A 20899-nucleotide genomic window follows, 5' to 3' on the forward strand; every position below is an offset into this window, starting at 1 on the left:
TGCGGGGCGTAATCGTCAGCCCCGCACCGTCATCTGTTGCGTCAGGTAGTTGTGCGTGCACCTGCCAGAGGGTCCGGTGCGACGGTGTGGCCCAGCAGGTGCAGCGGGCCCGCTGTCACTCCCGCGCGTTCCACGGCCTCCCAGTAGGCGTGGGCGGTCTTCTCGTCCACCAGGCCGTGCACAGGTGGCAGCTGGGGGTCCGCCGCGTGCAGGAGGGATTCCACCCGGCAGGAGGCGAGGGTTCCCTCCAGCCACGGCTGGGCCAGGTACCCGGCTGCCGCCGCTGACGGCAGCCCCTCGGCGGTCTCCCGGCTCAGGTCGCCGAGGTGCAGGAGCCCGCCGCCCAGGACGAGTACGTCCCGGTGTTCCCGCATCCGGGCGAGCGCCAGGCCGGTGTCGAAGCAGTGGGGGAAGGAGTCGTCGATCACGATGGTGCCGGGCGTCAGCCGGTCCACGTCCAGGAGGGCGACGGAGCTGCTCACCGCGGTCACCAGCAAGTCGGCCGCGTACACCGCGTCGGGCAGTGCGGACCGGGATTCCAGCACCTTCACCTCACCGGCCCGGCCGTGCTCCTTCAGCCGTTGTGCCAGCTGCCGCAGCCGTGGTCCGCTGCCGGGCACGTCGCACAGGAGCAGTCGCCGTGGGGGCCGGGCCGCCCGGGAGAGCAGCAGCTCCAGGGAGGAGGCGCCGATCGACCCCAGTCCGACGAACGCGACGTCGAGGGCCGCCAGATCCTGCCCCGTGGCGTCCAGCGCCGCGTGTACCGTGCGGACGACGGAGACGACGGTGGCCGCGTGTCCGGTCGTCACGGTCACCGCTCCCTCGCTGGGCGTGGACCGCAGCACGTCGAAGCCGTAACCGGTCAGCGAGGGGATCATCCCCGCCAGCGACACGCACCGGGCTCCGAGCGAGGAGGCGAGCGACACCGCGCGGGTGGTGTGTGCGACGAGTTCGGGGTCGCGGGCGAGTTCGTCGGAGAAGAGGGGTACGCAGACGAAACCTGACCTGCCGAGGGGTGTCCGGACGGTCTCCAGCAGGCGGGGCGCTCCGTCGGGGAACAGCATCCGGCGCAGGTCGTCCCGTGGGAGGGCGCCCTCCGGCAGGCCCGCCAGTCGTGCCAGGTGGGCGGGGGCGGGCAGGTAGCCGACCAGTGCGGCGTCCATTGTTTCCCGGGGGCCCGTCGGGCGGTTCGCGCCGCGGGAGCGCACGGCGCGTGCGTTCACGTCGCCCGGATGCACGGCGCGTGCGAGCCGTTCCCGGAGCGCCCGCGCGAAGTCTTCCAGCGCGGACGGGGAGAAGGCGGCGGCGGATCCTCGTACCGTCACTCGCAGCCCGGTGGCCTCCGGCCGTACGGCGAGGAACACGTCCGTCGCCGACGACGGCGGTGCGAACGTGCTGTCGCCGTCGTCCCAGGACGCGGTCAGTGACTGCCCGTACTGCCCGTGCGGAGTGCCCAGGACGGAGAAGTCGAGGTAGGTGAAGAAGAACTGCGATGTGAGTGGAAGCCCGTCGCCGTTGCGCGGTACGACGTCCTCGTGCCTGCGCGCCTCCTCGACCTCGGTCACGATCCGCCGCAGGGCGACACCGAAGCTCTCCTCCGCGGGTCCATCGTTCTGCACAGGCGTCGGCCGTACGGGTACGGCGGTGGCGAACGGGCCGAAGATCCGGTGCACGTCGGGCAGCGGGTGGTCACGGCCGCTCACCGCCAGGCCGACGATCAGATCCGCCTGGCCCGTGAGCTGTGCCAACTGCTGGTGGTAGGCGGTCAGCAGCGGGGCGTACAGGGTGGCCCCGGCCTTCGCCGCGAGCGCCCGCAGCGCTGCCGTCCGGCTCGCGTCGAGTACGAACCCGGCCGACACGAACCCCGCGTCAGTCTTCCCGCCGGTAGCGCGCAGTACGGGCTGCCGGTAGGGGGCGTCGACCCGGGCCCGGCGCTCTGCCGTGTCGAGCGCTGTGCCGGGCGCGGTGTCGGGATCTGCCTCCGCGGACAGCAGGGCGTGGTCGCGGAAAGAGGCGCGGGGCGCGGGCAGGTCGACGGCGCGACCGGCCGTCAGACGGTCGTAGACGGTTGTCAGTTCCTGTACGAGGAGTGCGGCGCTGTATCCGTCGCCGATGAGGTGGTGTGCGTGGACGAGGAGGACGTGCTCGCGCTCTTCGAGGGTGAGGACCCGGAGCCGTAGCAGTGGCCAGGCCCATGGTTCGAAGCGCCGTTCCGCCTCGGCCGCCGCTCGTTCGTCCACTTGGGCCGGATCGGTGAGTGTCTCGAAGGTGACCGGAAGTCGCAGGGCGGGCGGGAGTTCCTGCTGGACGGGCGGCCGGGTGCCGGTGGGGAAGACGGTACGCAGCATGCCGTGGCGCTCCACCAGCAGGTCCACCGCCGCCTGGAACATCTCCGGTTCCAGTGCCCCGGACAGCCGCAGCCGCGCGGGCCAGGAACCGCCGCCTCCCGGCGAGAGTGCTTCGGCGAGGAGGAAACCGCGCTGGGCCGGTGTGACGGGGAAGGGCGCCGCATGATCCATGCTTCCGGTTGCCGTGGGTGCGGGGTGTCGTTCCGTGGCGATCGCGTCCACCGCGGCGGCGAGCTTCGCGAGGGTGCGGTTGTCGTAGATCACGGTGGGGCGGGGCAGTGGTGCCCTGGTCTCGCCGAGCCTTGCGAACACCTGGAGGACGAGCAGCGAGTCGCCGCCCAGGTCGAAGAAGTCGTCGTCCGGGGAGACGGAGTCGAGGTCAAGCAACTCGGTCCAAATGAGGGCCAGTTGTTGCTCGGTCGGTGTGCCCGGCGTGCTCGGGGGCCTGGTCCCACTGGTGGTCACTGCCGGCTCGGCGGGAAGCCCGGCGAGCGCACGGCGGTCCACCTTGCCGGTACCGCTGAGCGGCAGCCGGTCCAGTATGGTGATCCGCGCCGGGATCATGTACGGCGGCAGGAGGCCGGCCAAGTGACGGCGTATCGCGCGCGATTCAGGTCGCCCGGCACCGGACCGGGCCGTCACGAACGCCAGGAGCCGCCCCTCGCGTGCGATGACTGAAGCCTGTGCGATGTCGGGATGTGTCTGGAGGGCTGCCTCGACCTCTCCCGTCTCCACCCGGTTGCCGCGGATCTTCACCTGGTCGTCGATCCGTCCGAGGAACTCCAGAACGCCGTCAGCGCGGAGCCGGACCCGGTCGCCGCTGTGGTACCAGCGGCGTCCGCCCCGCACCGCGAACGCCTGCGCGGTCAGCTCGGGTTCGCCCAGGTAGCCGGGTGTCAGACCGACCCCCGCGATCAGCAGTTCACCCGTCCCCTCGGTGCGGTTGAGGGCACCGTCCGCACCGATGACCGCCAGGTCGGTTCCGGTCACCGGCCGTCCGATCGGCAGGGTCTGCACCTCGTCGGTCGGACGTGTCGTGATGATGTGGCAGGTGGCGTTGATGGTCGTCTCGGTGGGGCCGTACAGGTTGGCGACGCGCTGTCCGTCGCCGAACAGGTCGAACCAGCGGCGTACGTGCGCGGCGGGCAGGGTCTCACCGCCCACGTGCACCCATCGCAGCGCCGACAGGTCCGGCCGCCCCGCGCCCTGGCGTACCCGCTCCTCGGCGGCCGACAGCAGCTGCTCCCACAGCGTGGGTACGGAACTCCAGACGGTGATCCGGGCCCGTTCCGCGTACGCCAGCAGCAGTTCGGGATCCCGCAGCAGCTCCCGCGGTACGGTCACGACGGTGCCGCCGACCAGCAGGGGTGCGAGCAGTTGGCGTACGGAGGCGTCGAAGCACGGGGACGCGGTCTGCGCCAGGCGGTCGTCGTGGCCGTAGCCGAAGGTCCCGATGGCCCAGTCGAGGTAGTTCTCCATCGCCCGGTACGTGATGGGAACCGCCTTGGGGCGGCCGGTGGAGCCCGAGGTGAAGATGACGTACGCGATCGCGTCGGCGTCGGGCGTGGGTACGGGTACGAGCGCCTGTCCGGCCGTCCGCCCGTTCGGCGGACCGTCGCCGCGTACCGCCCGCACTCCGTCGAGCGACCCCGCGGCCTCCAAGGTCGGCGCGTGGCACACCACGGTGGAGACGTTCGCCCGCTTCAGTTGATCCGTCAGCCGGGCGGGCGGGTACGTCGGGTCCAGCGGGACCCAGCCGGCGCCGGCACGCAGGATGCCGACCACGCCGATCACGGTGTCCTGGCCGGGCTCGGTGAGCAGCCCGACCAGCCCGCCCGCGCGTACACCCGCGGCGCGCAACCGTGCCGCCAGCAGACGGGAGGCGCGGTCGAGTGCCGCGTAGGTGAGAGTCGTTCCGTCGGCTTCCACGGCGGTCGCGTCGGGCGTGGCCCGGAACTGACGGAGTAGTCGGCCGACCACACCGTGCGCCGCGTCGGCTTGGCGAGGGGACGCGGGGGCCGAGAGAGCGGCGGTGGGCGCGGCTTCCTCAAGGAGTGTGCACTCCAGGAACGGCGAGCAGAGAGCGGCCAGTTCCTCGCGGTACTGGCTGTCCAGTCGCGCCACCGTGCTCGGTTCGAACAGCGGCAGCGGGAAGTTCCACGACATGCGCAGCGTCGATCCGTCCGCCCAGCACAGCAGGCTGAGCCGGGTCGCGGCGGAGCCGGTGCCGGCCGCCTCGGCCCGTACTTCGACCGGGCAGTCGTCCGCCGTACGGGACGGGAAGCGGGCGAAACTGAAGCCCGCCGGGCTCGCCGTGCGGGGGCCGCCGCCGGGCAGGAGAGCGGCCAGGTCCAGGCTGCTCAGCCCGGAGTGCTGTTCGCTCTCCAGCCAGCTGCGGCGCAGCCGTTGGGCCAGCGCGACGACCGGTTCGTCGGGGGCCGTGTCGCACAGCAGGGGGAGCGTGTCGGCGAGCGGGCCGACGAGCCGGTCCACCCCGGCGAAGCGTTCCTCTCGCCGGGCACGGGCCACGTTGACCGCGATGTCCCGTCGCCCCGTCCACCGCGACAGGCAGCGCACATACGCGGCGAGCAGCAGATGGAACAGCGACACGTCGTGCGCGGCGGCCAGCCGTTCCAGGCCTGCGGTGAGGGTCGCGTCGAGCGAGCCGTAGTGCTGCGTGAGCGGGCCCGCCGGAGGCGCGTCGGGATCGCCGTCGTAGGGCAGCCGCAGCGGTCCGCCCCGCCCGGCCAGCCGCTCGGCCCAGTAGCGACGGTCGCCTTCCGACGCGGCGGCGGCAGAAGAGGTGGTGCCGGTGGCGGCGTACGCGGCGAAGCTCGGCGCGTCCGGCGCCGGGAGCGGGTGTTCTCCCCGCCACAGCACGGTGTACGAGGACCACAGTTCCTCGGCCAGGAGGTTCAGGCTGTAGCCGTCCGCCGCCGCGTGGTGGACCACCAGCAACAGGTGCGCGACGCGCGCGTCCTGGCGGAGCAGCACCGCCCGTACGGGCGGTTCCGCGGCCAGGTCGAAGGGCTGGTTGCAGAGAGCCGTTTCGAGGTCGGCCACCTGCTCGGCACCGCACTCGCGGACCTCGTACCAGGTCGACAGCGGCGTGGCCGGAGCGAGGCGTTGCACGGGGCCTGTCGGTCCCCTGTCCGGGTCGTCGATCCGTAGCCGCAGCATGCCGTGCCGGTCGGCCAGGCCTGCCAGCGCCTGCCCGAGTACATGGGTGTCCAGGGGGCCGCGGACCGTCATCCGCAGATGACCGCGGGCCGGGACATCGGGATGCAACCGGCTGCTGGTGTGGAGGGCCAGTTGTACGGGGGTCAGGGCGAAGGAGGTGTGCTTCGCGGTGGGCGCGGGTGTTTCCCCCTCCGCCTCCGCTGCCTCCTTCGGTGCGGGTGCGGGTGCGGCGCCGGACTCGGTGTCCAAGTGGGTGGCCAGCTCACGTATGGTCCGGTATTCGAAGAAGAGGGTGGCGGGCAGGGGCCGTCCCACCTTGCGTTCGAGTCGTTTGACGAGGTCGACCGCGCCCAGCGAGTCCAGACCCAACGAGAGGAAGGGCGCGTCGTCGTCGACGGTGGCCGCCGTGATACCCAGGGACTGCGCCAGCAGTTCTCGGAGGACCGCGGCGGTGGCCAACATGGAGGGCACTCCATCCGCCTCGGCACACTGGTCTCCCGACGCGTACCGTGGCGCGGGCAGTGGTCCTTGCGTCGGCGGTCGGGTACGGGTGCGCTTCGGCTGGACCGCTGTCCGGTCGGCGAGGACCAGTTGGGCCAGATCGGTGCCGCACGCGGCCCGAAGTGCCGTCAGCGCGGGTGCGGTGGCCAGTGGCCGGCCTCCGTCACGGGGGACACGAGTGAGGGCTTCGGCGTTGAACGCGGTGGCGAGACCCGTCTCGGCGAACGGCCCAAAGTTCACTGACAGCCATGGCCGTCCCGCCTGTCGTTCGGCGCCGGCGAACGAGTCCAGAAAGGCGTTTCCGGCCGCGTAGGCGCCAAGTGCCCCCGCGAGTCCGGGCAGCACCGAGGAGACGGAGGAGAACGCCACGCACACCTGAGGGTTGTGGCCGTGCCGGATGAGCGCCTCGGACAGGAGCATGGTGCCGAGCGTCTTCGCGCCCAGCGCCTCCATCGTCTCGTCCACCTTTGTCCCGCGCAGGCTTCCGGGGCGTACGACTCCGGCCGCGTGGAAGACCGCGTCCGGCGCGGGCAGTTGTGCGATCAGGGCTTCGACGTCGTCCGGTGAGGTGAGGTCGGCCCGGTGGTAGCGGGCGTCGGCGCCGAGACCGGCGAGTTCCGCCAGCAGACCTGCGGGCGGCTGCGGGGAACGGCCCGTGAGGCAGAGCACCGGCCGGCCACGCCCGGCGAGTTCCCGGGCGAGGGCGGAACCGAGGCCCCCGCCGCCGCCCGTGATGAGGAAGGTGCCGTCGGCGGGCAGCCGGTCCTGGACGCCGGATAGCCGGTCTCGGGCGCCGGGCGACTGGTTTCGGATGCCGGACAGGTCCACCGCTTCCGGGGAGACGGTCCGTACCAGCCGCTGTCCGCCCCGCCAGGCGACGGCGCCGGCCGCTTGGGGCGCCGCCGTCTCAGCGAGTACGGCCCGAAGCCGTTGCCCAGGGTCGTCGAGGGAGGAGAGGTCGACCCAGTTGGCCAAGGCACCGTCAGACTCCGACGGTACGGCGAGTGTCAGACCACCCAGTACCGCCTGCATCGGGTCAGGACGTTCGCGTCCGTACCCGGTGGCGTGCGCGTCCTCGGTCACGACCAGCAGCCGGTCGGCCCCGGTCAGGTCGAACAGAGCCAGGGCCTCATGGAACGCCGTGACCAGCTCACCTTGGATCCGCTCGACCTCCGTGGCCGTACCGAGCGTGGCGGGCCCGGCCAGCAGAAGCACCGTCTGCGGACGGGTGTCGGGGGCCAGGGTGGTCTGTACGCCCTGGTCCGAGAGCCGTTGTGCGAGGTCGTACACCGCCGTCGAGTCGGGGCCGGTCACCAGCACCCGCCCCGTCTCCGGTGCCGGCCCAGGACCATCAGGCGGCAGGGGCGCGGCCTGCCAGGTGACGTGATGCAGCAGCCCGCGCTCTGTGGCCCCGGGCCAGTAGCGGCGCCGCTGGTAGGGATAGGGCGGCAGAGACACCCGCCGACGGCCCGCGTTGAGTTCCGTACGGTCCAGTCCCGTACCGCGCGCCCACAGGTGTGCCACCGTCCCCATCAACTCGTGCGCCCCGCCCGCGTTTTCGTCCCTCGGAGCTCCGGAAGGCTCCGGGCCGAGGGGTGCGGAGATCACGAGGACGTCCCTGTCGGGGCCACCCTTGTCCGCGGGTTCCCGCACGGCGGCGATCGCCCGTACCAGGCCGGCGAGGGTCTCCCGCGGGCCGAGTTCCACGAACGTGTCGTAGCCCTCGTCGAGGAGTCGGGACACGGCCTGTCCGAACAGCACCGGCCGCAGCGCGTGTTCGCGCAGGTGGTCCGGGTCCATGCGCGGCTGCCACTCGGCGGTGAGCGTGCTCATCACGGGAAGGCCGCCTGTCATGTTCCCCAGCCATCCGGCAGAGCCGTCGGCCAACCTGCCCGCCGCCTCGGCCAGTTCCTCGGCGACCGGCTCCATCAGCGGCGAGTGGAAGGCGCGCGACACCTCCAGCGCGCGTACGGACGCCCCACGCGTGGAGAGCTCCCGCATCGCCCGCTCGACCGCGCCGGGGCTGCCGGACAGCACCAGCCTGCCGGGGCCGTTGTAGGCGGCGACCGCGAGTTCGTCGGGGGCCGCCGCGATCAGGGCTGTCACGTCCGTCTCGGCGGCTCCTCGGACCGCCGCCATCGCGCCCGGCGGGGTGGAGGCTCCCATCAGCCGTCCGCGTTCCGTCGCGAAGGTCAGGGTGTCGGCGAACGGCAGTATCCCGCTGACGCAGGCGGCGGCGAGTTCGCCGACGCTGTGCCCGGCGAGTGCGTCGGGCCGTATGCCCCAGGCGAGCAGCTGCCTGGCCAGCGCGACCCCGTGGGCCACCAGCAGCGGCTGCGCCACCTCCGTCGCGGCCTGGGCCTCCGCGTCCACCCCGATGTTGACGCACCAGTCCGTCAATTCCCGTCCCTGCACCGGGCCGACGTGGGCCGACGCCTCGTCGAGTGTGTCCCGGTAGACCGGCGCCGTCGTATACAGGGCACGGCCCTGGCCCGGTCGGAGTGAACCCTGGCCGGGGAACACGAAGACGGTCCGAGGCCGGTTCGCCACCGTCCCGGTGACCGACCCCGGCTGCCGGCCGCCACCGGGAGCGGTGGCAGTGGTGGCGGCGGTCAGGCGTTCGCGCAGGTCGCCGTCGGCTACGACGGCGAGGCGGTGCGGGCCCTCGTCGCGGGCGGTCGCCGCCGCCCGGCACACGTCACCCTCGTCCAGTTCCGGGTGTGCGTCCAGATGGTCGCGGAGACGGGACGTCCAAGCGTCCAGCCCGGCCGCGCTGTTCGCGGACAGGGTCAGCAGGTGCGGGCCGTTGCCGTCGCCCGGTTCCTGTGCCGTGGGCGCCGGTGCCTGTTCCAGCACGGCGTGTGCGTTGGTGCCGCCGAAGCCGAAAGCGTTGACACCGGCCCTGCGAGGGCCGGACGGGCCGGCCGACGGCCAGTCGGCCGCCTCGGTGACCAGCGCGAATCCGGACCGTTCGACGGCGGGCGAGGGCGGTGAGTGGTGCAGGGAGGCGGGCAGTCGGCCGTGCCGCAGCGCCAGGACCACCTTCACGAGCGAGGGCAGGGCGGCGGCGTTCAGCAGGTGTCCGATGTTCGTCTTCACCGAGCAGAGCAGGCGTGGTCGGCCGTCCGCGCGTGGCGGGAAGGCGTGTGCCAGGGACCGTAGTTCGATGGGGTCGCCGACGGCCGTGCCCGTGCCGTGCGCCTCGACATACGTCACCGACGCGGGGTCGATGCCGCCGACCTCGTACGCGCGAGTGATCACCTCGCGCTGTCGCAGCGGGTTGGGTGCCATCAGGCTCAGCGACGTGCCGTCGTTGTTGACGGCGGTGCCCCGCACGACGGCGAGGACGTCGTCGCCGTCCCGGCGGGCGTCCGCCAGGCGCCGCAGGACGAGTGCCGCCCCGCCCTCACCCGGTACGAACCCGTCGGCCGCCGTGCTGAAGGCGCGGCTGCGTCCGGTGGGCGACAGGGCCTGTGCGGCTTCCAGGGCCTGGTACCCGTCCGGGGTCAGGTGCAGGTTGACCCCGCCGACGACGGCGATGTCGCACTCGCCGTCCGCGAGGCTGCGCCGGGCCAGATGGAGCGCGACCAGGCCCGATGAGCAGGCGGTGTCCACGGCGAGTGCCGGGCCGTCCAGGTCGAGGCAGTGCGAGACCCGGGCGGCGATCAGGTTCGGAAGGTTGCCCGTCAGCGTCGTCGCGGACGGGGGCAGCGTGGGGGAGGCGTCGGCGAGGATCTGGCGGTAGCCGCTGTCCCCGACGGCTGTGAAGACACCGACCCGTAGGCCGCGTCGGCGGGGTCCGGCGTATCCGGCGCGTTCCAGGGCCTCGTGGGCGAGTTCGAGGAAGATCCGGGCCTGCGGGTCCAGTGTGCGGGCCTCTTCGTCGCCGATGCCGAAATGGCCGGCGTCGAAGGTGGCCGGGTCGTCCAGGAAGGCGCCCCAGCGGCCGGTGGAGTCGGTCGGCAGTGGTCCGTCCGTCGCTGACTCGGGCAGTGCGGTGCCCCAACGGTCCGGTGGCACCTCGGTGACGACGTCACGGCCGGCCGTCAGCAGCTCCCAGAACTCCTCCGGTGTGCTCGCGCCGGGGAAGCGGCAGGCCATCGCGACGACCGCCGTCGAGGACGACACGTCGTCTGCCGAGGCCGGGGCCGCGTGGCTGCCCGAAGTGGACTTGTGCCGAACGGACTTGTGCGGAGCGGGGGCTTGCTCCATCGAGGCCAGGTCCATCGAGGCCAACAAGTGATCGGTGAGTGCGGCGACGGTGTCGTTACGCATCACGGCGGGACCCAGCGTGACTTCCAAGGCATCTTCCAGCTCGGCGAGTGCTTCCATCGCCTTCAGCGAGGTGCCGCCCAGCTCCGAGAACCGGTCCCGGTCACCGAAGGAACCCTCGGGCAGCACCAACACACGGGTCCAGATACCCCGCACGACCTGCCGTACGTCGCTGCGCGAACGCGGCACCGCGGACCGTCGACGACCCGGCCTTGTCGGCGTCACCGACTCCTCCGAGGGTTCCTCAGAGCTGGTCGGCGGAACACGTCGTACGGGAGAGGAGGGCATCCCGGACGACGCGGCGGGCCGGTACACCCCCTCCTCGAAGCGGGCCCGCATCCGCTGCCGTTGCAACTTGCCGCTCGTGGTGCGCGGGAAGGCCGACGGCGGCAGAGTGAGCACCCGTACGTCGTCGTGCCCCAGCGCGGAACGCACCCGTCGCGCGACCCCGTCCAGGACCTCGGCCGCAGCGCGTGGCGGCCGGGCCCAGGGAACGAGCACGACCACCCGTTCGCCGCCGGTCACGGGGTCCGTGGAACCGACCACCACCGGGCTGCCCGGCGGCAGCCCAGGACTCGCGCTCACGACCTCCTCCATGTCCGGGGCGTGGAACGTGCGGCCGTTGAGGAAGAGGACGTCCTTGTGGCGGCCGGTGACGCACAGTCGGCCGTCCCGCAGGAACCCCAGGTCCCCGGTCCGTAGCCACCCGTCCTTGGCGAAGGACAGTGCTGTCGTCTCCGGGAGCCGGTGGTAGCCGCGGGCGATCTGCGGGCCGCGCACCTCGATGTGTCCCACCCGCCGGTCACCCAGCGGCCGGCCGGTGTCGTCGGTGATCCGGACCGAAGAACCTGGCACCGGCAGGCCCACGTCCATCACTTCCACGACGTCACCGCCCGCCGCCTTGTGTTCCACGGCCACACCCCGGCTGAGCGCCGCCCGCTCCAGGGCGACGGGGACCGCTACCTCACCGATGGGCGGGCAGGTGACGCCCAACGTCGCCTCGGCCAGCCCGTACACGGGTGTCGCCGCCCGCGGGTCCAGTCGGGCGGGACGCGTCTTGGCGGCGAAGTCCCGCCACACCGTCGCGGAGATCGGTTCGGCCCCCACCAGGATCAGCCGCACCGCACTCAGGTCGAGCCCGGTGAGTACGTCGTCGGGGATGCGGCGAACAGCCAGCGCGAGCGCGAAGTTGGCGGCCGACAGGACCGTGCCCCGGTGCCGGGCGGCCACGTCCAGCCACAGGCTCGGGTTCTTCGCGAACGACAGCGGGCCGATCTTCACCTGCTTCATGCGCGCGGCCAGCGGTGTCAGGTGGGTGCCGATGAGGCCCATGTCGTGGAAGTAGGGCATCCAGCTGACCATGACATCCTGCTCGGAGAGGGCCGAGACGGCGATCATCTGCCGCAGGTTGGCCACCACGGCGGCGTGGGTCAGCTCCACGCCCTTGGGCGCGCCGGTGCTGCCGGACGAGAACTGCAGGAAGGCCAGATCCTCGGGGGCCGGCTCGGCGGGCGAAGCTGGTGTGGGGCACTCCCGCAGCGTCTCCAGCCGCAACACCCGCACGCGGCCCGGCAGATGATCGGCCACCTCCGCGCAGGCCGCGTCCACCACGACGGGTGGGCGGCCGAGGTGCTCCCACACCGGTTCGGCCCGCCGCGCGTCGGGCGCGAGCGGAACCGGCACCAGGCCGGCCGCCAGCGCACCCCAGAACATCGGCTGGAAATCCTCACTGCGGTCCGCGAGCAGCGGCACGCAGGTGCCCGGCGCGATCCCGGCGGCGCGGAGGCCGCCCGCGACCCGCAGGGACTCCTCAAGGAGCTGCCGAAAGGTGACGGTCACCTCGCTCCCGTCACCGCGGACGTGGACGACGACTTGTCCGGGGGCCTGGCGGGCCGCGTCCAGCAGGACGTCCAGGAGCGTTTCAGGAGGAGTCATGAGTCCGTTCGATCGTGCGTGGGCGAATAGTGGGTGGGTGCGGGATACGTCGTTCGGGGTGAGCGAACGGCGTGCGCGTGGCGAAACGGAGGCGGCGCGCCGCGCAGCTCCCCGTATGAAGAAGGCGTAGGCCCCTGACCCGTTCCCCGGTTCGGGCACTGGGAGCAGGGGCCTACGCGAACCGTTCATGGTTCCTCGGGACTACAGGGCCCCGGCGCTACCGTGGAGCTGTGCTCAGTTCCTGTTGACGAACGGCTCGATTACGGGCAGGGACATGACGAACTGTCCCGTCGCGTTGGGGTGAGCCGGCGCGCCCGTGCTGGTGGTCAGCGGTTCGATGAGGCGTGCGGCCGACGAGCGGCACATGTCGTGTCCGACCGTGGGCGTGTAGGTGTCCGCGTAGGTGGCGCTGGCCGCCTTGGCGGTGTCCGCGAGCATGGTGTTGACCTTCTTGGTGGTGTCCCGCAGGTAGGGGACGTCCTGGTCGGCGATGGGCACCGAGGGACGGCACTTCGCTCCGTCGTCGGGCACGATGGAGGGGTAGCCGACCACCACGACCTTGGCCTTGGGGCTGCGCTGCTTGATGGCTGCCAGTACGGCGGCGACCTTCGGCTTGGTGGCCGCGATGCGCGTCTCCAGCTGATCGGTTCCGCTCGCCTGGTAGTACGTGCGGCAGGGCGCCCCGGTCGGATTCGAGCTCGCCGTGACCACACAGGTGGTGAGGATGCCCGAGAAGCCGATGTCGTTGCCGCCGATCGACAGCGTGACCAGGGTGGTCTTGCTGCTGAGGGCATTCAACTGGGCAGGGTTGCTGCCCTGTGCCTGCGTCATCTGGGCGGTGGTGGCACCGCTGCAGCTGACGTTCCGGAAGGCGGCAGCCTTCAGGGAGTCGGCCACCACGCCCGGGTAGCCCCGCCGCGAGCGGTCGCAGGCCGCGTTCGTCTGCTCGCTGAGGCCCGCGCCGGAGGCGTAGGAGTCCCCCAGCGCCACATACTCGGCAGTAGTACCCAGGGTGGGTGTCGCCGCGGAGGCCGACGCACCCAGCGGCACCAGGGCGCCGGTGAGAAGCGCGGTGGCCACACCGACAGATTGCATGAATCGAGGCATTGTGCCTTCCGTAACAGCATGGTCGAAGAAGTGACGGCAGGCTGGAGAGAGCCCTTACAGGGGACGCCGAAGCAGCCCGAGCGCCTGCGCAGCACGCATTGTGTGTGGAGGACGGGCACTGCCGACAGGTCAGACACTGGTCAATGAGTGATCAGTTGGGATGGCGTCGGGTCGGGGGCGGCTCGGCGCCGAAGCGTCCACAGCGCCCATGACAGCCGCCGCTGAGGCATCTCACCAACCCTCGCCGGCCTTGGCACGCGGTATTCCGGCTGGATGGCGGAGAAAGCAACTGGGTTCGTTCTGAATGCAATTGATGCTTGGAGTCATGCGACATGACCGGGGCCGGGATGACCAGTCTCTGAACAGGGATTGGCCTGGTGCGAGGTCGCGACGCCGCGAAGACTGAAGATCGGCTGTCGGTCGGCGGGCGCATCATGCCCCCGGCCGATCGGCTCGTTTCGACGACCGGCCGCTGTGACTGGAGGCGGCCACAGTTCGTCAAGGCACGGCCGAACGGCGGCCGTGACCCCGTCCGGTTCCGACAGCCGTGCCCCTTGGGAGGTCCCGGCGCAACGGTGGGACCTCCCAAGGCCGTAGCTGCCGCGAGGAGTACTCGTCAGAACACCAGGACCTCTGCGACTCAGCACGGCCAGGAATACAGAAAGTCTTTCGAGGGGGAGAGTTGTACGAACGTTGGCACACCCTGCGCTCCGTGTCGCTCACAACGGCCGCTGCCGTCGCGGTGGCTGCCGGGGCCGTACTCGTCCAGGCCGAATCGGCGTCCGGACATCCGGAGTTCGGGGGAGTCGGCTCGGGAGCCCGGCCTTCCGGCGAACTCGGAGGTCAGGGGACGGCCGTCACGCTGGTCACCGGGGACACCGTCACCGTCGATGGCAAGGGGGCGGTCGTCCGTGTGGACGCCGCCGAGGGGCGCGAGGACATACCGGTCAAGGTCGAGCGGGCGAACGGCCATGCCTTCGTCTTTCCCCTCGACGCGGCACAGCTGGTCAGCAAGGGCATCGTCGACCGCCGCCTCTTCGACGTGACGATGCTGAGCGGACCCGAGTACAGGGACCGGGCGCGCAAGGGCCTGGGTCTCATCGTCGCGTATCGAGGGAGTCGGCCCGCCGCCAGGGCAGCGGTCCGTGACATCGGTGGCACGCAGGTGCGGCGGTCCTTCGAGCGGCTGAACGCCGATGCCCTCGTCACACCCGCGAGAAACGCCGCGAAGATGTGGGACGCCCTCATCGGCACTCCGGCGGCCGGCCGGGCCACCGCCGCCGCGGGTGTCGGCAAGGTGTGGCTGGACGCCGTCCACAAGGTGGCGTTGGACAAGAGCGTGGCGCAGATCGGTGCTCCGAAAGCCTGGGCGGCCGGGTACGACGGCCGCGGCGTCAAGATCGCCGTCCTGGACACCGGTGTCGACCAGACCCATCCGGATCTGACCGGCCAGGAGGTCGCCGAGAAGAACTTCACCGATTCGGCGACCATGGCCGACAAGGTCGGTCACGGCACCCATGTCGCCTCCACGATCGCGGGAACCGGCGCCAAGTCCGCCGGGAAGTACAAGGGCGTGGCCTCCGGAGCACGGCTTCTCGACGGCAAGATCCTCGGCGATGACGGCTACGGCAGTGATTCCGGCACCATCGCCGGCATGGAATGGGCCGTTGCCCAGGGTGCCAAGATCGTCAACATGAGCGTCGGCGGGCCCGACGGCGAGGGCGTCGACCCGGTGGAGGAGACCGTCAACCGGCTGTCCGCCCAGAGCGGCGCTCTCTTCGTGGTAGCGGCGGGCAACGACGGCGAGGCCGGCGACAGCACGCTCAACTCGCCGGGCACCGCGGACGCCGCACTCACCGTGGGTGCCGTCGACGCGAAGGAGCAGCTCGCCGACTTCTCCAGCCGTGGGCCGCGCATCGGGGACGGCGGTATCAAGCCCGACCTGACCGCCCCCGGAGTCGACATCACGGCGGCCGCCGCCCCCGGCAGCTCCATCGCCGCCGACAGCCCCTCACCGGCCGCCGGATACGTCACCATCTCCGGTACGTCGATGGCCACCCCTCACGTCGCCGGCGCCGCCGCGATCCTGGCCCAGGAGCACCCGGAATGGACCGGCGCACAGCTCAAGGCCGCCCTGGCCGCGTCGACCGATCCGGGTGACCTCACCGTCTTCGAGCAGGGATCGGGCCGCGTCGACGTGGCCGCCGCCATCAAGCAGGCCGTGGTCGCCGAACCCACCTCGCTCACGTACGCCACCCAGAGCTGGCCGCACTCCGACGACCGGCCGGAAGCCCGGACCGTCACCTACAGGAACCTCGGCACTCGTGACATCACTGTCGCCCTGCAGCCCACCTTCACAGGGCCGGAGGGAGACGCGGCCCCGACGGGGTTCTTCACCCTCGACAAAAAGACACTGACGGTCCCCGCGGGCGGCACGGCGGCAGCCACCCTTACGGTGCACACCAAGGGTGGCACCCTCGACGGCTCCTACAGTGGGTACGTCGTGGCGACCGGTGGCGGCCAGACCGTACGGACCCCGGCCGCGGTGGAACGCGAGATCGAGAAGTACACGTTGACCATCAAGCACCTCGGCCGTGACGGCAGGCCCACCCCCGCACACGAGACCAGCATGACCGGCCTGACGGGTCCGGCCGGCGACCTCGGCGTCCGCCTGGAGCCGTACGGCGAGAGCGGGACCGCGACCGTCCGTGTCCCCAAGGGCCGCTACGGGCTCAACAGCAGCATCTACACCGGCAGCGCCGAGGCTCCGACAGGCGTCGACTGGATCGTCCGGCCGGACCTCACCATCACCAAAGACACGGTCCTCACTCTCGACGCCCGGACCGCGAAGCCGGTCTCGCTCGGTGTCCCGGACTTCAGGGCCGCCCAGCACTCCGCCACCGCGAGCTACGCGGTCAACATCGACGGGGAGACCGCGACTGACAGCCGCTGGGAGCTGAAGAACTTCAAGGGCTTCCGGGTCGCCCACTCGGGCCCCAAGACGAAGGCCGGTGAGCTTCACCAGCAATTCCAGGGCAGTTGGGTGCACGGTGCCGGGACCGAGTACAACCTTGCCTATGGCTCCAACCCGACCGCCTTCGCCAATGGTTTCGCCAGGCGTGCCAGAACCAAGGATCTCGCCAAAGTCACCACGACGGTCGGTGCCCCGGCTTCGGGCAAGTACGGCGAGTTGGTGTTCACCCCGGTCACGCCCGGAGACAGCGCTGCGTTCCCCAAGGCCGTCACGGTGAAACTGCCGACCGTTCGCACCGTGTACGTCAACACCGCCGGAGTGAGGTGGGACGTCAACCTCTACCAGTACGACGGCAGCACACCTCCTGACCCGGACGAGGAGGAGGCCGGTGAGGCCCGCTACTGGCTCGCCACCCAGAACTTCAAGGCGGGTAAGTCGTACAAGCGCAAGCTCAATGTCGGTGTCTTCGGCCCCAAGACCGGCGGTGACTACGGCATCTTCCGCTACGACAACAACATCCAGGCCTACCTCCCGCTGGTCGCCGACGGAGTCGGCAACGAAGGCACCTCCGCCCCGTACGACACGGCGATCACCACGCTCTATCGCAACGGAGTCAAGATCGCTTCCAACCAGCAGGCCGTACAGGGCGGCCTGCTCACCGTCCCGAGCGGCAAGGCCGACTACCGGCTCACCACCGCTCTGACCCGCAGCAAGGTCTCGGGCGTCTCCACCAAGGTCACCGCCGCCTGGACCTTCTCCTCCACGAAGGTCCCCGACTACACAAGGCTCCCCGCGTCCGTCGTGCGGTTCACCCCGGCGTTGAGCAGCCGCAGCACCGCCAAGGCGAAAGCGAGAATGCGGATCCCCGTCGCGGTCACCGGCACAGGGGCCGGGAAGAACCTCAAGTCGCTCGCCGTCTCCGTCTCCTACAACGGCGGCAAGACCTGGAGGAAGACCACCGTCAAGAGTGGCGCCTTCACGGTCCGCAACCCCACTGCGGGAAAGGGAATCTCGTTGCGGGCCACCGCGCGCGACAAGCAGGGCAACACCGTCACCCAGACCATCATCAACGCCTACCGCGGGGCGTAGGACCACCTGACGGACTCTCCGGCCCCGGAACCCGGGTCCGGAGAGTCCGCGTTTCGATTCGCACAACCGAACGGACCACTCCGATGTGCAAGCCGCCGAAACCCGCAGCCGACGAGACCATCACGGAGTTCGCGCCCGATGTCACGGAACTGCTGACGCAGACCGTCCGGCGTGCCCTCATCTTTGAGGACCACACCGTGGGCACGGAACACCTGCTGTTCGCGCTGGTACGTGGTGACACCGACGCCGGCGCCGCGCTCGCCCCCGGCACGTCCGACGCAGGCGGGCTGAGCGGCCTCATCGTCTCGCGTACGGACGGAGGTTGGGCACGGCTCGACGACGGTGACCATGCCTCCGCGGACGTCGAGGACGAGGACGAGATCCTCGCCACCTGGAGAGAAGCGCAGTGGCAGACAGCCCGGCGGTACCCACGCGCACTGCCGCAGGGCGATCATCGCCTGCCCGTACTGTCCGGAGCGCTGAGTGGGTGTTTGGTGGGGGCCCTTCGTCTCGCTCGCCAGGAGGGCACCAGCAGCGTGCGGTGCCGACATGTGGCCCGATCTCTGCTGGGTATGACCGACAGCCGGGCCGTGGAAGCTCTGCTGATACGCGGGGTGGACCTGGGGCGGGCCGCCGCGGCGCTGCGCACGCCCGCCGACGCGGAGACGAGCCGCACCGGGCCGGAATCCGCGATGGTGACACTGCTGAAGCAGGCGGGACAGCTCGGCGAACCCGCCAACTGGTGGATGCGGAAGGTGTCGGCCTGGGTCTCGAAGAGCTCCGGCGATGGAACACCGGTGCTGCTCGCGATCTGCGGCGAGGCCAAACGCCAGGCCGTACGGCGCGGCAGGGACGCGGTGGAACCGGTGGACCTGCTGCTCGCCGTGCCGGCCTTGGACAGAGCACTGACAGTGGCGGGGCTCTCCTTTCCCGAGCAGCAGGCGGCCACCAACTCCGGCGCGCAGTTGCTGTATGCGTGCGGTGTACGGCCGGCGGTCCTGGCCGTGGCCGCCAGGACCGCGGAGACCGTCGCGGCGCCGGTTCCGTATGACGTCCCCTTCACCGCCGCTGCCGGGCGCACGGTCGCCCGGGCACGCCTGGCGGCCGCGAAGACCGGCAGCGGCGAGGTCGGCACGGTGCACCTGCTGAGCGCGTTGCTCGACGACCCGGAAGGGCCGATCACGCGACTGCTGCGCGAGCAGGGCACGGATCTGGCCGTGCTTCACACACGGCTGTCCGGTGCGGAGGGAACCAGCTTGTAGGTGTCGCCCTGGGGGACGACACGGCCTGCGGTCGGCGGCGGGAAGTGGCTGCCGAGAAGCAGCGTCTCGGTGCCGGAGAGTGAACCGAGGATGCGCTGCCTGGTCCTGGCGGCGGCCGTTGGGTCGATGTCCACGCAGCTGCCCAGGTCGGGGTGGACCAGCTGGACGGGGTGGTGGATGCAGTCGCCGGTGACGAGCGCGGTCTCACCGTGGCTGCGCAGCTCCACCGCCACTTGGCCCGGCGTATGACCCGGGGTGGGCAGGAGGCGGACGCCCGGCGCGATCTCCGTACCCCCGTCCGGGACATCGACGAGGTCGAACAGGCCCGCGTCCCTGATGGGGTGTACGGAGTCCCGGAACATCTGACGCCGGGCCTCCTCCATGTCGACCCCCGCCCAGTAGTCCCACTCCGTGCGGGTGGTGAGGTAGCGCGCGTTCGGGAAGGTCGGTACCCAACCGGCGCCCTGCGCCCGGGTGTTCCAGCCGACGTGATCGGTGTGGAGGTGGGTGAGGACGACGAGGTCCACTGTCTCCGGGTCGAAGCCGGCCTCCGTGAGCCGCTTCAGATAGTCGCTGTCCAGGTTGTCCCAGGCCGGATTGGCCCGCTGCTTGCCATTGCCGATACCGGTGTCGACGAGCACACGCAGACCGTTCACCTCGACGGCGAAACTGTGGCTCGCCAGGCGCAGGACGCTCTGTTCGTCCGCGAAGTCCGGCTGCAGCCAGGGAACCTGTCCGACGATCTCCGGGGTGGCTCCGGGCAGCAGCCAGGGACCGGTCTGCGGGGGAAGGTGCACCTCGTCGACGCGGTGGATCGTGAGGTCTCCGACTGTCCACGTCGGGATGCCGGTACCGGTGGTGCCGGTCGTGTGGGGGAGGGGTGCGGTGGGCATCGGGTGTTCCTTTACTTGTGGTGGGTGAGGGGGCGAGGTGCGATCGCCGAGGCTGTGCAGCCGCTCGATCGGATTGGTTGCAGCGGTTCCGGTGCTTCCCGGGAGCGGTCGCGCAGGGCCCTGGTGAGTGCTCCCACGGCCGCGAGGGCCAGCAGGATCACGGCAGCCGCGTACAGGTGTGCCGCTGTCCGCAGTCCGTAGTGCACGGTTAGGACCCCCGCGCCGATGGCCGGCAGGCTCATCGCCAGGTAACTGAGGACGTAGTAGGACGCGAGGGTGCCGCTTCTTTCGTTCTCGCGGACCGGGGCGAGGACCATGCGCAGGGCGCCCTGGGACACGGCCCCGAAGCCGAACCCGGCCAGCGCGGCGCCGGCGAAGAGCAGAGCCAGGCTGGTGAAGTGCATGGCACCCACCGACAGCAGTACGGCCGGGATCACTGCCAGGGAGCCGAGGGCGGCAGCCGTGACGGCGCGCAGTGAGCGAGTCGCCCACACGGTCAGGGCCGCACAGAAGGTCAGCGTGAAGAAGACCAGGCCGCCGGCTGCCTGAGGGGCGGCGGGGGAGATGAGCCGGGTGAAGGCCGGGCCCAGTGAGGAATAGAAGCCGCCCAGGGCCCAGACGGCCACGACGCCGGCGCCGGTGAGTACGAGCGCCCGCCGCGCCGCCCCCGGCAGCGCCAGGTGTGGGCGCATCGACCGCAGTGCGCCGGCATGGGGGTGGGCGGTCTCGTCGGTGAAGGCGAGAGCGACGATCTGCACGGCGAAGAGGGCCATCAGCAGCACGTACACGGTGACCGTCGGGCCGGGCGCGAAGTGCACGAGCAGGGTGGCGCCCATGACTCCGGCAGCCATTCCGGCGACCGGTGAGACGCTGTTGGCCAACGCCGAGCGGCCGGGGCGGGCCGGGTTCTCCAGGTCGAGCAGGGCGGCGCCCGCGGCGCTGGTGGCCGCGCCGGTCGCGAGGCCCTGCAGGACACGAGCGGTGATCAGTGTTCCCACGCCGTCGGCCGCCACGAAGACGCCCATAGACACGACCTGAAGGGTCAGGGCGCCCATGAGGACCGGGCGTCGTCCGATGTGATCGGAGAGCGCACCGGTGGTCAGGAGGGCGGCCAGCAGTGCCAGTGCGTACGCGCTGAAGACGACGGTCACGGTCAGGGCGGAGAGCCGCCACTGGTCCTGGTAGAGGGCGTAGAGCGGGGTCGGCGCGCTGGAGGCGGCGAGGAGTGCGATCAGGACGGAGGCGTTCAACGTGAAGGGCAAGCGCCTTGAAAGAGGAGTGCGTCGCGTGGCCGGGCCAGCGGAGGCGCTCTGCATGAGCTTCCTTCCCTGAGCTAAA

General features: G+C 71.2%; 6 protein-coding genes. 2 read left to right on the forward strand and 4 right to left on the reverse strand.

The features are described from left to right. Positions 1 to 41: 41 nt before the first annotated feature. Positions 42 to 12236 carry an amino acid adenylation domain-containing protein gene (locus tag ACIOKD_RS25025; protein ID WP_402087990.1) on the reverse strand — a complete coding sequence of 4065 codons (12195 nt, stop codon included), beginning with the start codon at positions 12234 to 12236 and terminating at the stop codon, positions 42 to 44. 234 nt (positions 12237 to 12470) lie between these two features. Then, positions 12471 to 13331 (reverse strand): SGNH/GDSL hydrolase family protein, encoded by an 861-nt coding sequence (locus ACIOKD_RS25030; RefSeq protein WP_402087993.1) that lies wholly within the window; start codon positions 13329 to 13331, stop codon positions 12471 to 12473. Positions 13332 to 14055: 724 nt separating this feature from the next. On the opposite strand from ACIOKD_RS25030, the gene ACIOKD_RS25035 reads away from it, so the two are divergent. Together ACIOKD_RS25035 and ACIOKD_RS25040 are read left to right on the forward strand one after the other, a co-directional pair. Further along, positions 14056 to 17406, forward strand: a complete 3351-nt coding sequence (locus tag ACIOKD_RS25035) for a S8 family peptidase (protein ID WP_402087995.1) — start codon at positions 14056 to 14058, stop codon at positions 17404 to 17406. Positions 17407 to 17489: 83 nt separating this feature from the next. After that, on the forward strand, positions 17490 to 18668 hold the full coding sequence (locus tag ACIOKD_RS25040; protein WP_402087998.1) for a Clp protease N-terminal domain-containing protein: 1179 nt from the start codon (positions 17490 to 17492) through the stop codon (positions 18666 to 18668). On the opposite strand, the gene ACIOKD_RS25045 is transcribed toward ACIOKD_RS25040, so the two are convergent. Together ACIOKD_RS25045 and ACIOKD_RS25050 are read right to left on the reverse strand one after the other, a co-directional pair. Then, positions 18629 to 19561: an MBL fold metallo-hydrolase gene (locus ACIOKD_RS25045; protein WP_402088000.1), complete on the reverse strand. Its 933-nt coding sequence runs from the start codon at positions 19559 to 19561 to the stop codon at positions 18629 to 18631. The two genes, ACIOKD_RS25040 and ACIOKD_RS25045, sit on opposite strands and share 40 nt — an antisense overlap. 11 nt (positions 19562 to 19572) lie before the next feature. After that, complete coding sequence (locus tag ACIOKD_RS25050) at positions 19573 to 20811, reverse strand: MFS transporter (RefSeq protein ID WP_402088003.1); 1239 nt, start codon at positions 20809 to 20811, stop codon at positions 19573 to 19575. Positions 20812 to 20899: the final 88 nt, after the last annotated feature.

This window comes from Streptomyces sp. NPDC087844 (assembly GCF_044742785.1).
Taxonomy (GTDB): Bacteria; Actinomycetota; Actinomycetes; order Streptomycetales; family Streptomycetaceae; genus Streptomyces.